Origin of the sequence: Sorangium sp. So ce124, from assembly GCF_051525235.1 — a bacterium.
GTDB lineage: Bacteria > Myxococcota_A > Polyangia > Polyangiales > Polyangiaceae > Sorangium > Sorangium atrum.
Window position 1 is genome coordinate 965,522 of the sequence record NZ_CP150312.1, and the last position, 14,409, is coordinate 979,930.

The 14,409-nt window shown below is 70.2% G+C and carries 11 protein-coding genes; 9 read left to right on the top strand and 2 right to left on the bottom strand.

Translation table 11 applies throughout. The features are described 5' to 3' along the window. Window positions 1-135 precede the first annotated feature (135 nt). The 6 genes from WMF19_RS03545 (at window position 136) to WMF19_RS03570 (ending at window position 9,024) form a co-directional block, all read left to right on the top strand. Window positions 136-1,575 (top strand): hypothetical protein, encoded by a 1,440-nt coding sequence (locus WMF19_RS03545; RefSeq protein ID WP_437897794.1) that lies wholly within the window; start codon window positions 136-138, stop codon window positions 1,573-1,575. Window positions 1,576-2,009: 434 nt separating this feature from the next. Next, window positions 2,010-2,141 (top strand): hypothetical protein, encoded by a 132-nt coding sequence (locus WMF19_RS03550; RefSeq protein WP_437897795.1) that lies wholly within the window; start codon window positions 2,010-2,012, stop codon window positions 2,139-2,141. A 901-nt stretch (window positions 2,142-3,042) separates the two neighbouring features. Further along, complete coding sequence (locus WMF19_RS03555; protein ID WP_437897796.1) at window positions 3,043-3,762, top strand: PP2C family protein-serine/threonine phosphatase; 720 nt, start codon at window positions 3,043-3,045, stop codon at window positions 3,760-3,762. Window positions 3,763-5,165: 1,403 nt separating this feature from the next. After that, the gene (locus tag WMF19_RS03560) at window positions 5,166-6,842 is read left to right on the top strand and encodes an L-aspartate oxidase (protein WP_437897797.1); all 1,677 of its coding nucleotides are present in this window, start codon (window positions 5,166-5,168) and stop codon (window positions 6,840-6,842) included. 83 nt (window positions 6,843-6,925) lie between these two features. Next, window positions 6,926-7,786, top strand: coding sequence for a CPBP family intramembrane glutamic endopeptidase (locus tag WMF19_RS03565; RefSeq protein WP_437897798.1), 861 nt, complete (start codon window positions 6,926-6,928; stop codon window positions 7,784-7,786). After that, complete coding sequence (locus WMF19_RS03570) at window positions 7,783-9,024, top strand: patatin-like phospholipase family protein (RefSeq protein WP_437897799.1); 1,242 nt, start codon at window positions 7,783-7,785, stop codon at window positions 9,022-9,024. Before WMF19_RS03565 ends, WMF19_RS03570 begins: the two co-directional genes overlap by 4 nt. Window positions 9,025-9,102: 78 nt before the next feature. On the opposite strand, the gene WMF19_RS03575 is transcribed toward WMF19_RS03570, so the two are convergent. Beyond that, window positions 9,103-9,603, bottom strand: coding sequence for a YchJ family protein (locus tag WMF19_RS03575; protein ID WP_437897800.1), 501 nt, complete (start codon window positions 9,601-9,603; stop codon window positions 9,103-9,105). Window positions 9,604-9,784: 181 nt separating this feature from the next. On the opposite strand from WMF19_RS03575, the gene WMF19_RS03580 reads away from it, so the two are divergent. The 3 genes from WMF19_RS03580 (at window position 9,785) to WMF19_RS03590 (ending at window position 13,843) form a co-directional block, all read left to right on the top strand. Beyond that, a complete protein-coding gene (locus tag WMF19_RS03580) occupies window positions 9,785-10,252 on the top strand; it encodes a Tudor-knot domain-containing protein (protein ID WP_437715567.1) in 468 nt (155 codons plus the stop codon). Between the two features lie 176 nt (window positions 10,253-10,428). Further along, on the top strand, window positions 10,429-12,516 hold the full coding sequence (gene fusA / locus WMF19_RS03585) for an elongation factor G (protein ID WP_437897801.1): 2,088 nt from the start codon (window positions 10,429-10,431) through the stop codon (window positions 12,514-12,516). Between the two features lie 10 nt (window positions 12,517-12,526). Continuing rightward, a complete protein-coding gene (locus WMF19_RS03590) occupies window positions 12,527-13,843 on the top strand; it encodes a hypothetical protein (RefSeq protein WP_437327478.1) in 1,317 nt (438 codons plus the stop codon). Between the two features lie 103 nt (window positions 13,844-13,946). On the opposite strand, the gene WMF19_RS03595 is transcribed toward WMF19_RS03590, so the two are convergent. Beyond that, a complete protein-coding gene (locus tag WMF19_RS03595; RefSeq protein WP_437327479.1) occupies window positions 13,947-14,381 on the bottom strand; it encodes a DUF6918 family protein in 435 nt (144 codons plus the stop codon). Between the last annotated feature and the right edge of the window lie 28 nt (window positions 14,382-14,409).

The following is a 14,409-nucleotide window of genomic DNA, read 5'->3' on the forward strand; positions in this document are numbered from 1 at the left end:
AGGCGCTGGATTGTGGCGAATGTGGTGCTCGTCCTCGTTGCGAGCAGCTGTGACATTATCTGGAGCGATGTAACAGGAGATTGCGAGCGGATGCTCACCTGCGATCACTTTGCTTCCGCAGACACTGGAGGCAGCGTGCCGAACCCTGCATGTGAGGCGGACCCGACGCAGGACGCGAGCACGGTGACGGACGAGTGCGCCGTGTTCGCGAGCGCGACGGCGGAAGCGGGGGGAGACGGGACGAAGGCGAGGCCGTACGCGTCGCTCGGGGAGGCGGTGGGGAAGGCGGGTAACAAGCGGGTGCTCGCCTGCGCGAGCGGAGCGTTCGCCGAGAGCGTGGCGATCGAGGCTGGGATCGAGATGATCGGTGGCTTCGACTGCGAGGCGGAGTGGACTTGGAGCGAGCAGGCGCGAAGCGCGATTGAGGGTCCTGCTGGCGCTGTAGCGCTGACGCTCAGGGAAGGCGCAAGCGGAGCGAAGGTGCGTAGCTTCTCGGTCCGAGCAGCGAGCGCGACGGAATTGGGCGGGTCGTCAATCGGCGTGGCGGTGGCGAACATCGAGGCGGAACTGGCGCAGGTGGAGGTGACCGCGGGCGATGGAATGGCCGGAGAGGAGGGCACGACGCCGACGGAAGCACCGCAGGGCGGGGCGGGCGCGTCGATGACGAGTCCATCGGAGGCGTGTGCAAGGGATGAACTCGTGTACGGTGGCGATCCCGGCGTGACGGTGTGCGAGGACGGCGAGACACGCGGGGGCGCCGGCGGGCTCGGTGGGATCACGGGGACCGAGGACGGCAATGGGCTGAAGGGAGCGGATGGTGGGCCGTTGCCGGAGGCGAACCCGAACAACAAGGGCGTCGGCGGCATCGGCCAAACGGATGTGGCTGGTGAATGCCGGCGTGGAGAAGACGGTGCGCTCGGCGCCGGCGGTGTCGCCGGCGCTGCCGGAAGCGGCACGACGCTGATGTTGACCGGCGTCGCGGGCGGCGACGGTGGAACAGGCACAATCGGGAAGAAAGGTCAAGGGGGCGGAGGTGGTGGCGGAGCGAAAGCGGGAGCGTTCTGCGTGTCGGGCGCAGGCATCTTCGCGGGGCCCGGCGCGAGCGGCGGTGGCGGCGGCGCGGGTGGCTGCGGCGGCAAGGGCGGCGGTGGTGGGAAGGCGGGCGGGTCGAGCCTCGGGATTGTGAGCTTGGGTACGAAGCTGGTGCTGACTGAGGTGAGCGTCGCGGTGGGCAAGGCGGGCAAGGGGGGCGACGGCGTAGTCGGACAGAACGGGGCGAACGGAGGCGCCGGCGCTGCGGGTGGAGCAGCATCGGAGAAACCGCCGTCTATCCCCGGCTGCGATGGCGGTAAAGGCGGCCGAGGCGGAGCTGGCGGTCCCGGCGGAGGCGGCCGAGGCGGCCACGCAGTGGGCATCGCGTATGGGGCGGCGCCGGGTGCTACGGCGACGCTGGCGACCTTCATGGGGGGCACAGAGGGCGATGGCGGAGGCACGGCGCCGGGAGGAAACGCCGGCGAGGCAGGCGTGAGCGGAGAATGCTGGGACTTCACAGGTAATGCGAGCTGCGGCGAGTGAAGTGCGCAGCGCGGTGAGGATGAGTGATAATTCTTCATGGATGAACGCAATGCGGACGAGCGCGGTGTGCCGCGAGCAGCGGAGTTGAAGGAGGAGACAAGAAATGGTTGGACGCACCCCGCGCCGGGGTGATAGGGACTCTTTTGTCGCGGAGACGCGACACGGTGGGCTGCCAGGCGCTTACAACCGCACCACCATCGCGTGGATTGCCCAGGGCGCTGGCGGAGGGACCGTTGATCTGCTGAAACCTTCTGCGTCGGGCCGCGAGCGTGGATGTTATCCAACGGTCGCTGAAGGCAGTCCGGCAGTAGATCACTTTCTTGCGGCGAGGGAGCTGCGATGTGTGGCGCCGGGGCGGAGGCGTGATGGCGCCGGGCTCCGAACCGCGATCGCCGTCGAGACCACCTCCCGTCCTCGCGTGCCGAGGCGACGCGGTGCAGCAGCAAGGGCAGACCACGCTGCAACCCGGCACGCCGCCGGGCGCCGGGGGCCCCGGCGCCAGCAACAACGTCGCCCACAACGCGGGCGCAGCAGGCACGACGGCGGCGGAGCAGGAGTTTCCGTAAGTGAGCGACGAGGCAGCGGGCGGCCTCGTCGCTGGTGCCGCCTGCCGCCGCGAAGCGTGGCGGCAGGCCACCCCGACGATCGCGCGACGCGCGATCGAGCGTGCGAGGCGCTTCCCGCAGGCCACATGTACAGCGGCGAACTGCGCCCGCTGCTCGCTGCCACCGGTGAGCGTGGAGAAAGTGAGGACGACCGTACGATTTTGTGACGACCCGGCCTGGCTGCGCGTAAGTAGTCGAAAGATATCGATTTCTGGACGAAAACGCTTGGCGAGCTCTTTCGTGGCCGGCAGTATGCGCGCCGCTCGATCCAAGGAGCGCCCCGCCGATGCGCCGGAATTCCAGTCGAAACGATGTCCCTCCCTCCGGAAGACGCCCCAGCCCGAGCGGGATGGGGGAGTGGGAGCGGATGTGGGTACGCAGGCTGGGTCTCGAGGACGTGGAGTGGGACCCGGAACTGCACTGCGAGCACTGCATCGCGAAGCGAGCGGCCTGGGAAGCGGTGATGGAGGAGCTTGCATCACGGTCGGGGAACCGACCGAAGCTGCGGCTGAGCCCTGGGTGGGAGAAGATCCCGCCGAGGGCGGGCAGGCGAGGCAGGCGGAGCAAGGGCCGCTGCAGGCGGCTGCTGCTGAAGATGGTGCGACTGGCGCGTCTCGTGCGCGAGGATTTTTGAGCGCTTGAGCGAAAGGTCCCGTCGCGAGCTCCCAGGTCGAGCGAGCAGCCGCTGACGGCCTGAACTCGACGAGAGCGCACGGCGGCGGCGCGGCGCGCTGGGCGACAGAGCAGGAGACCGGCGCACCGCGAGCGTGGTGCGCGCTACTCGGCTCGTCCTTGCGACGAGCGTGCGAGGTGGAGGATGGTGCGTCCAACGCTTGCCATCGAGGCCGGGGCGGATGCCCTTGTGTCGAGGCGTCGTGCGAGCAACGAGGAGCGCTCTGGTGAGTTACCTTGCCTGGGCCTTTTCCTGGTCACGGGCCGGCTCGGCGGAGAGCTCGTCTCCCGCACGGCGATCGAGATGGTGCATCCCCCTGTCGAGGCAGGCAGCGTGGACTACCTTGGCGCTGGTGAGATGATTGCGCCGCAGTGTCGGGACGAAGTGCGGCTCACGATGAGCCCGCGTCGAACAGGCCGCTCCGTGGACGAGCGTCTGCAGCCGGGACCGAGCGGCGTGCAGGTGACCTTCGCCGGTGTACTGCTCGCGCCAGGGGCGGCGTACATCGTCTACGCCGGCGATATGCACATCTACCGGTTCCGTGGGGGGAAGCTGGAGGCGCGACCGCGTGATGGTGCGGGGCTCGACGGCGGGGCGTTGGATGGATCCATCCCGCTGGACGCCCCAGCCATGCTGGTGCAACACGCCGGCGCGGCCGCGCGCGCGCTCGGCTGCGACGCGGCGGTGGAGATGACGGCCCAGGTCGAGAACACGGAGCCGGGCGACATTTTCCTCGCGTGCTCGGGGGGCCTCTGGGGCTCGGTGTCCGAGCAGCGCATCGCCGGCATCCTCGCAGCGCACCGTGAGCTGCGCCTGGCGGCGAGCCTGCTGATGGACTGCGCTCATGAGAAAGGCGAGCTCGAGCAGGCAATGTGCGTCCTGGCCCGTGTGGCGGGGTCCGTGGGTTGACTTCGTAAGGAGGAGCGGCGCAGAAGCGCCGGAGCGCAGCGAGGCTGTGGCGAGGCGACCCCTCCCGTCCCGCGCGTAGCGCGGGACTTGGGAGGGGCGGACCGCGCGCAGGCCCGTAGGGCCGAGCACGGGCCGGGGGTGGGCAGCATTCCTGGGGACGAAGCTGGGGACGAAGATGGCGGCGCGAAGGGCGGGGCGGCGATCTTTCCTGGAGCCATGCCGGGCGCCGGAGCGAGCGGAGGCAGCGGCGGATCCCGCGGCTGCGGCGGGCTGCCCGCGCAGGGCGGCGGAGCAGGCGTCTCCTTGAGCAAGCGATGTGGCGGCAGCGAGCAGTGCCCGCTGGATTGCTGGTAGCGGGGAGCACTGTAGAAAAAATGAGAGGTGGTATGATTTCGTGGCAATTCCGGAGGGCTGAACGTAACACGGCAAAACGGTAACCATGATTCGAAGAAACCCCTTGGCGAGCTCATTCGTTGCCGGCAGAATGGGCGCCTCCCGAATTCAAGGAGCCCCATGCCGAAGCGCCGAAGGTCCCGCGGAGACGACCCCCCTCCCTCTGGTAAGCGCCCCAGCTTGAGCAAGATGGGGGAGTGGGAGCGGATGTGGGTACGGAGGCTGGGTCTCGAGGACATCGACTGGGATCCCGAGAAGTATTGTATGCACTGCATCGCGGAGCGGGCGGCTCGCGAAGAGGCGGCGGCGGAGGAGCTCGCGCCGCCGTCAGGGCCCAGACTGCCCGCGTCGCAGAGCCTCTTGTGGGCCAAGAACCCACGCCCGGTAGGTGGTCCTAAAGAGCGCAGCAAGCGCCGCCCCAGATTGATGCTCGTGCCCTCGGTGCACCGCAAGGGCGAGGACTCTTGAGCGAGAGGCCCCTTCGCGAGGGGGCTGGATCGAGCGAGTCGACCAGAGGGTATGGGGGACGCTGGCTCTGATGTGCTCTCCGGGAATCTGCCGTGTTGTTCCGGAACACCGCATCTCCGGCATCCTCGCTGCACATCGCGAGTTGCGGGCGGCGCGCCTTCTGGTTGCCGCGCGCAGCGCGCCTTCTGCGCGAGTCGCGGCTTCGGATGGATGGACTGCGCTCATGAGCCCGCGCCGCGAGCCCGAGCGCGCACCGTGCGCCCTGGCGCGTCGGCATACATGCGCCCTGGCGCGTCGGCATACATGCGCCCTGGCGCGTCGGCATACATGCGCCCTGGCGCGCGGCGGCAACGGCCGAGGCGCTCCGCCATGAGCGCGATCGGCCCGAGCGTGCGCCCACGCCTCGCGCAGGCCCACGCCGGCGCGCCGCTCTCCCCGGCCCCGCTGGCCTCCCGCCCGAACGCCTGGCCGCAGCGCCGTCGCACGCAGGAAGCGCACCACGGCCTACCTCCGTGCGCCCCGCTCCTGCTACCCTCCGGGCCGTGGCGATAACGACCGATTTCCTCGTCATCGGTAGCGGTGTGGCTGGGCTGACCTTCGCGCTCGAGGCGGCCGAGCACGGCGAGGTGATCATCGTCACCAAGCGCGCGCGTGACGAATCCAACACGAAGTACGCTCAGGGCGGCATCGCCGCGGCCTTCGCCCCGGACGACTCCCCCGAGGCGCACATCGCCGACACGCTCGAGGCGGGGGCGGGGCTCTGCCACGAGGTGGTCGTCGAGATCTGCGCGCGGGAGGGGCCCGAGCGGGTGCGCGAGCTCATCGCGCGGGGCGCCCAGTTCGACCACGAGAACGGCCAGGTGCGCCTCGGGCGCGAGGGAGGGCACTCCGCGCGGCGGATCGTGCACGCCGCCGACGCCACCGGCCTCGAGATCGAGCGCGCGCTCCTCGAGCAGGCCCGGCAGAACCCGAACATCCGCTTCGCCGAGCACCACACGGCGATCGACCTCATCCCGCTCTCCCGGTTCGGCGGGCCGGACATCTGCGCCGGCGCCTACGTGCTCGACGAGACCGACGCCGCGCTGAACGGGCCGCGGCTGCGCGACTCGGAGCGGCCGGCGCCCCGGCACCGGCCAGCCTCGAAGCCGCACGTCGTCGAGACCTACCTCGCGCGGGCGACCGTGCTCGCGACCGGCGGCGCGGGCAAGGTCTACCTCTACACGACGAACCCCGACGTCGCGACGGGCGACGGCGTCGCCATGGCCTACCGGGCAGGCGCCGAGATCGCGAACATGGAGTTCTACCAGTTCCACCCGACGTGCCTGTTCCACCCGGAGGCAAAGAGCTTCCTCGTGAGCGAGGCGCTGCGCGGAGAGGGCGCCATCCTCCGGCTGCCGGACGGGACGGCCTTCATGGCCAGCCACGATCCGCGCAAGGACCTCGCGCCGCGCGACATCGTGGCGCGGGCCATCGACTTCGAGATGAAGCGGACCGGCTCGGACTACGTGCTGCTCGACATCACCCACCGGCCCGCCAGCTTCGTCCGCGAGCACTTCCCGACCATCCACGCGCAGTGCCTCCGCTACGGCATCGACATCACCGTGCAGCCGATCCCCGTCGTGCCGGCCGCCCACTACATGTGCGGCGGGATCACCACCGACCTCTACGGCAGGACGACGATCCCCGGGCTGTGGGCGATCGGCGAGTGCACGTGCACGGGGCTGCACGGCGCCAACCGGCTCGCCTCGAACTCGCTGCTCGAGGGGCTCGTCTTCGGCCACCGCGCGGCCGCGCGCCTCGGCACCCAGATCGCCGAGCTCCGGCAGAGCGCGTTCCCCGATGTGCCCGAGTGGCAGGTCGGCAACGCGGTCGCCAGCGACGAGGAGGTCGTCGTCGCCCACAACTGGGACGAGCTGCGCCGCACCATGTGGAACTACGTCGGCATCGTCCGGTCCGACGCCCGCCTCCGGCGCGCCGCCCGGCGGATCTCGCTGCTCCAGGAGGAGATCCGCGAGTACTACTGGAAGCACCTGGTCACCCGGGATCTGCTCGAGCTGCGGAACATCGCCACCGTGGCCGAGCTCATCGTCGGCTGCGCCTCCGCCCGGCACGAGAGCCGGGGGCTGCACACGACGATCGACTACCCGGAGACGAACGATCGCCTCGGCACGGACACGGTCGTGAAGCGGGGCGTCCTGCCTTATCTGCGAGGTCGATGAGCGATCTGCACGGCACCCCCGACCCTCCGCCGAGCGGCGGAGGGCCCGGCCCGCTCGTCCGGCGAGGCGGCGAGGAGCGACCTATGTCGATCCCCGGGGCCATCGGCTGGACCGTGGGCGTCACCGCGCTGTTCCTGTTCCTGCTCGGCCTGATCTCCTCCTTCCGGATGGAGCCGGCGCTCGACGGCGCGGGCTCGTTCCGGCCGGCGCCGAAGCTCGACGTCATCGGCAGCTTCGCGTGCCAGGCCGCCGCGTACCTGCTCGGGCTCTTTGGCGTGCTCCAGGTGCACGCGCCCCGCGCGTCGATCCGGCAGTTCCTCGGCCTGCGCAGGACGCACGTGGCGTTCTACCCGCTCGCGATCGCGCTCGGCTTCGCGCTCGAGGGGCCCATCGCAGCGCTCTACACGGCGATCGAGGCGCGCTGGCCGTCGGGGATCGACGACGCCGAGCTCGTCCGGGTCTTCGTCGACGCGAGCGCGCCCGAGCGGGCCGCGCTCGGCCTCATCTTCATCGTGCTCGGCCCCGCGCTGGAGGAGATCTTCTTCCGGGGAGCGCTCGCCCGCCCGCTGCGCTGGACGCACCGCGCCCCGCTCGTCATCGCGATCACGGCCGCGCTCTTCGCGGCGGCCCACGTCGGGTGGCAGAAGTTCCTGCCGATCGGGATCTTCGGCGTGGCCCTCGGCGTCCTCCGCGTCGCGAGCGGCTCGCTCTTGCCGTCCATCCTCCTCCACGGCACCTACAACGCCATCCAGTGCTTCACGCTCCTCTCCGCGGCGCGCGCGGGGGCCGTCGACGACGCGTCCTCGGCCGCCGGCGCCGCGGCGAGCCCCGTGTGGCTCGTGGCGGTGAGCTCCGCCTCCGCGCTCGTGTTGACCGCGCTCGCCTTCGTCCTCGGCCATCGCGCCGAGGGGGCGGCCCGCGCGAGGGAAAAGGACCTCTCATGATGCCCGCTTTCGGGAGCCAGGGCGGCGGCGAGAGCCGAGCCGCGCAGATCGCAGCGGGGGACGGCGAGGGCCGCTCCGCCGGGGCCGTGGACGCGAGCGGCGAGGGCCGCGCCGCCCCGCGCGCCGGGGCGAAGCGGGCGCGCGTCAGCCTCTGCCTGCCGGGGGGCGGCCTGACGGGCGCGCTCTACCAGATCGGCGCGCTCGCGGCGCTCGAGGACGGGGTCGAGGGGATCGACAACCAGAGCTTCTCGCTCTACCTCGGGCACGGCAGCGGCGCCGCGGTCGCCGCTGCCCTGGCGGGCGGCATCCCGATCGAGCGGCTCTACCGCGCCCTGCTCGATCCGGTCGACAACTTCTTCCCGCTGGAGCGCAGCCACCTCCTCCACATCGACGCCGGCGAGTGGCGGCGCGCGCTCAGCACCAGCCTGGTCGCGCTCCGCCACGCGATCGTCCGGCTCACGACCCGGGGCGACGCGACCCCGAACGCGCCGGCGCAGCAGTACCTGTTCGAGCAGCTCGATCGCTTCAACGACTCGCTCCCTGCGGGGCTCTTCCAGCTCGATCGGTACGAGCGGTTCCTCGCCGAGTTTTTCCTGAGGCGCGGCATCCCGAACTCGTTCCGCGCGATGCCGCGGACGCTGCGCATCCCGGCGCACGACCTCGACTCGGGCGAGCGCGTCATCTTCGGCGCCGAGGGGTTCGACCATGTCCCTGTGTCGCTCGCCTGCGCGGCGTCGCTCGCGCTCCCGCTGTTCTTCTCGCCGGTGCGCGTCGAGCACCGCCACTACCTCGACGGCGGGCTGGGCCACGTGGCGCACCTCGATCTCGCGCAGGCCGCCGGCGTCGATCTCACGATCGTCGTGAGCCCGCTCGTGCCCGTCTCCACCGCGCACCGCCCCGTCCCGACAGGGCACGGGGTGCGCGAGAGCGTGCGCGACAAGGGCATGCTCTGGATCTTCAACCAGGCGATGCGGATCGGCGCGCACGCGCGGCTCCACCAGGCGGTGGGGCGCACCCTCGCCGAGGGCAAGATGCAGGTCCTCGTGCTCGAGCCCGCGCGGAACGACGCGCTGCTGTTCCTCCACAACCCTGCCAACCTGCGCGCGCGGCGCGCCATCCTGGAGTACGCCTACCGGACGACGCGCGAGCGCATCGCGGTCTGGATGGAAAAGAACCGCGCGGTGGTCGAGGCGATGGGGTGGCACGAGGCCCGCGCCTCGGGCGGGTCGACGGGCTGAGGCGGATCGGCCGCGCGAGGGGCTGGTGCGCCGGCCGAGGGCGCATCGGCGAGCCGAGGGCCCGCTCGGACGGCGAGATCAGCTGGCGAGCGACGAGAACCGGGCGATCGTCAGCTCGTCGGGCGGGATGCTGATGCGGGCGCGCGGGATGGCGACGCCGTGGAGGTAGCGCCAGCCCTCGCCGTCGTGGAGGAAATCGGACAGCTCGACGAACGAGCGATCCACGCCGGCCTCGAAGATCTTGGCGAGGAACAGCACCGACGCCGAGTCGCCGCTCTGCACGCTGTCGAGGATCTGGAGGCCCCGGTACCGGTGGTGGTGGATCGTCACCTTCAGCTCGCGGAGCACCTGGTCCCTGTCGCGCCCGCGGTCGATGTGGCCCATGTGCAGCGTCCGCCAGAGGTAGGCGGTGTCTCCGACCGCGAACGCGGCGTACCGCGAGCGCATCAGCGCCACGGCGTCGGGCGCCTCGCGATCGCCCAGATGGCAGGGGGCGCAGCACTCGCGGTACGAGCGCCCCGAGCCGCACGGGCACGGGCGGGAGAGGGTCCCCGTACCAGGACGAACATCTCGGGTCATGGGCGTTCTCTACACGGGTTCGTGCGCCGTTGCAGCGCCCTGGGCGCGTCGAGGTGGGCGCGGCGGGTGTGCGGCAGAACGGCGCGGCACGGCCTGGTGCCGTCCACGGACGACCCGCCCGCGTCCCTGACGCGAAGCCTCTTGCGGGGCGCCGGCGAGGACGGTAAGGCGGGCGGGAAGTATGCCCGCAGCGCGCGCTCACGCCGCGGCCCTCCTCCTGGCCCTCGCCCTGGTTCTGGGGGGCTGCAAGCGCCAATACGCCATCGGCGATCACGTCCTCGTGACGTGGGAAGGGAACGTCTACCCGGCCAAGGTCATCGAGGTCCTGGGTCCAACGAAGTTCAAGATCCACTACCAGGGCTACGATGACATCTGGGACGAAGTTGTACCTCGTGAGCGGATCCGCGGCCTCGTCGAGGGCAACGTCGTCAACCCGCCGCCGCCGCCGAAGGTCCGGAGCAAGGGGCTGCAGGCATCGCAGACGAACGTCTACAAGATCGGCGACAGGGTCCGCGTCGAGTGGCACGGGCAGATGTACCCGGCGGTCGTCACCGGCATCGTCGGTCAAGAGCGCTACCGCATCCACTACGACGGCTACGGATCGGAGTGGGACGAGACGGTCGGGCTTTCCAGGATTCAGGCCAAGTAGCGTGAAATGTTCATGCGCGGTCATTTTCCCCCTGGCGCTGGCCATGGGGCCGAATTAAGAGCCGCGCCGAATTTCTGACTGGGCGATCGCAAGAGTGCGTCGCCCGGCTGACGTTCGATGCGTGCCGCACGCCCTCCACGGGCACGCCCTCACGGGTGCGCGGCGGGGAGCCTTCTGTGATCAGCGAACTGTCCAAGCTGCGCAACATCGGGATCAGCGCCCACATCGATTCGGGCAAGACAACGCTGACCGAGCGCATCCTCTTTTACACCAAGCGGATCCACGCCATCCACGACGTCAAGGGCAAGGACGGCGTCGGCGCGAAGATGGACTCGATGGATCTCGAGCGCGAGCGCGGGATCACCATCCAGTCCGCGGCCACGCACTGCTTCTGGAACGGGCACCAGATCAACGTGATCGACACGCCCGGCCACGTGGACTTCACGATCGAGGTCGAGCGCGCGATGCGCGTGCTCGACGGGGCGATCCTGGTCCTCTGCGCCGTCGCCGGCGTGCAGAGCCAGTCGCTCACGGTCGACCGCCAGATGCGCCGCTACGGCGTCCCGCGCATCGCGTTCGTGAACAAGTGCGACCGCGCCGGCGCGAACCCGCTGCGGGTCCGCGCGCAGCTGCGCGAGAAGCTCAACCTGAACCCGGTCCTGCTGCAGCTGCCGATCGGGCTCGAGGACAAGTTCGAGGGGGTCGTCGACCTCATCGCGATGAAGTCCTACCGGTTCGAGGGGGCGAACGGCGAGAAGATCGTCGTCGGCGACATCCCGGCCGAGATGGCCGACGAGGTGAAGACGGCGCGCGAGGAGATGCTCGACGCGCTCTCGATGTACTCCGACGAGCTCACCGAGGCGATCCTCGAGGAGCGCGTCACCGAGGAGCTCCTCCAGAAGGCGATCCGCGACGCGACCGTGAAGCTCCAGATCGTCCCGGTGATGATGGGGTCGGCCTACAAGAACAAGGCGGTGCAGGTCCTGCTCGACGGCGTGACCCGCTACCTGCCGACGCCCGCCGACATCACGAACAAGGCCGTGGATCTCGACAAGGACGAGGCCGAGGTCGTCCTGTCGAGCGACTCGGAGAAGCCGCTCGTGATGCTCGCGTTCAAGCTCGAGGACGGCCGCTTCGGCCAGCTCACGTACCTGAGGGTCTACCAGGGCAACCTGGCCCGCGGGGGCGAGATCACGAACACCCGCACGGGCAAGCGCCACAAGGTCGGCCGGCTCGTCCGCATGCACGCGGACGAGATGGAGGACATCGACTCCGCGGGCGCGGGCGACATCGTCGCGATGTTCGGCATCGACTGCAACTCCGGCGACACCTTCACGGACGGGACCCTGAGCGTCGCGATGACGTCGATGCACGTGCCCGAGCCCGTCATCTCGCTCACCGTGACGCCCAAGGACAACAAGGCCCAGGCGAACATGTCGAAGGCGCTGCGCCGCTTCACGAAGGAAGACCCGACCTTCCGCGTCGGGGCCGATCCGGAGAGCGGCGAGACGATCATCCAGGGCATGGGCGAGCTCCACCTGGACGTCTACATCGAGCGCATGAAGCGCGAGTACGCGGCCGAGGTGGTCACGAGCCCGCCGCGCGTCGCGTACCGCGAGACGATCACGCGCCGCGTGGACTTCAACTACACGCACAAGAAGCAGACCGGCGGCTCCGGCCAGTACGGCAAGGTCGGCGGCTTCATCGAGCCGTGGACGGAGGCGCCGTTCCGGTTCGACGACCAGGTCGTCGGCGGCGCGATCCCGCGCGAGTTCATCCCGGCGGTCGAGAAGGGCTTCGTGTCGATGCTCGCCAAGGGGCAGCTCATCGGCGCGCCCGTCACGGGCGTGTCGGTCACGCTGAACGACGGCGCGGCCCACGCGGTCGACTCGTCCGACATCGCCTTCCAGGAGGCCGCGCGCGGCGCCTGGCGCGAGACGTACCCCAAGGCCGGCCCGCAGATCCTGGAGCCGCTGATGAAGGTCGCGTGCGAGGGGCCGAGCGAGTACCAGGGCGGCATCGTCGGCATCCTCATGCAGCGGCGCGGCATCATCGTGGGTTCGACCGAGGCAGACGGCTTCTGCCGCGTCGAGGCGGAGGTGCCGCTCTCCGACATGTTCGGCTTCTCGACGGTCCTCCGCTCCGCCACCCAGGGCAAAGCCGAGTTCACGATGGAGTTCTCGCGCTATGCTCCTCTTCCGGCGGCGCTTGGTGAGGAGCTCATCAAGAAATACCGGGAAGAGCAGGCGAAGAAGGCCAAGTGAGGGGGTCGGCATGTACCGCAAAGAGGTAAACGAGCGGAGCCCCATGCGGGTCTTCGAGGGGTCGATGCACGGCGGGCTGGGTCGCGGCAACGTCGGCGTCATCGTCTCCCGGCCCGGCGTGGGCAAGACGGCGTTGCTCGTGCAGATCGCGCTCGACGATCTGCTCCGGGACCGCCGGGTGCTCCACATCTCGCACGAGAACGCGGTCGATCACGTCCGCGCGTACTACGACGAGATCTTCCACGATCTCGCGCAGTCGATGCGGCTCGAGGAGCCGGAGGCCGTGCGGCTCGAGGTCGAGCGGCACCGGCAGATCTACTCGCACCTCGGCCACGTGAAGGCGTCGGCCGCCGCGCCCGAAGAAGCGGCGCGCCTGTGGGTCGAGAAGATGCTCGAGACCGTGGCGTTCGCGCGCGGCGTCGCCCACTTCGAGCCCGACGTGATCATCGTCGACGGCTTCGACGTGGCCGTCGCGTCGGAGCAGGCGATGGAGGCGCTCGGGCGGCTCGCGAAGGAGCGCTCCGCCGAGGTCTGGGTCGCGGCCCAGGTCGACGAGGCGGGCCCTCCGGGCAAGCTCCCGGCCGCGCTCCAGAGCGTCGAGCGCCACCTCAGCGTGGTCGTGTACCTGCAGCCGGAGCGCGACGTGGTCCGCCTGCGGCTGCTGAAGGATCACGGCAACAAGGACCTCGCCGATCTCCACCTGCGCCTCGACCCTCACTCGATGCGCGTCATCGACGAGGACGTGCGCCCGCCCTCGGAGCGGCCGAAGGACCCGCGGAGCTTCCGCCTGCACTCGGGCGGCGCCAAGGGGGCAGAGGCCGAGTTCGGCGCGTGCGCCGAGCGGTACGGGGTGCAGGAGCTGAACTACAGCTTCGAGGGCCACCGGCTCCTCGAGCGCCAGCGCGGCGTGGTCGTGCTGGGGGACGACGAGCTGCGCAAGGGCGACTTCAGCCTCGTCTACGTGTCGCGGCGCCTCGGCCGCGTGCTGAGCGAGATCCCGCTCGTGCGCAACATCCTCCAGACGATCTGGCACCAGATCAACGCGGCCAGCCAGGTCTTCGTGGTGGGGACGCTCCAGGAGGACGGCACCGTGCGCGGCGGCACCGGCTGGGGCGCGGAGCTCGCGCGCCTCTGGAAGAAGCAGCTGTTCGTCTACGATCAGGAGAAGCGCGGCTGGTTCCGCTGGAGCGGCTCGGCCTGGGAGATGGCGCGGCAGCCGTGCATCGCCAGCGAGAACTTCGCCGGCATCGGCACGCAGGATCTCAACGACGCCGGCCGCGACGCGATCCGCGACCTCTTCGCGCGGAGCTTCGGCGAGCCTGGCTGAGCGCCGATCGCAGGGGCGCCCTCCGCCGCGCACGCGGCCGCGGGGGCGCCTCGCTGCGGCGCGCAGCAGGCCGGCGTGAAGCGGGCCTGCTGCGCCGAGCCGCTCAGGCCGTGTGCTTCTGGATCAGCTGGGCGAGGCGCGGGACCGCCTCCTCGACGTTCTTCTTCGCCGAGCCGCGCAGCTTTTCGTAGGTGCCGCGCACGACGCTGCTCGACGACGACTTCGCCTTCTCGTCGGTGATGCTGAGGAGCGCGTCGGCGATCCGCGAGCGGTTCGACGCGAAGAAGGAGCTCGGGTTCCCGCCGCTCGAGGCCTCGGTCCAGATGGGATCGAGCTTCTTGGCGAACTCGGGCAGGAGCTTCTCGACCACCTGCTGGATGAAGCCGGGCTTGATGCCCTTCACGGCCGCGTAGCCGGCCTTGACCGCCAGGCCGGAGAGTCCGCTCTTCGAAGCCACCTCCTCGTCGACCAGCGTGCAACAGTCGGCGACGACCTTGGATTTCTTGTTCGCATCGAGCAGCGTTTCGCTGAGACCCATTCTCGAACTCCTCCGGGCGCTTCGGAGA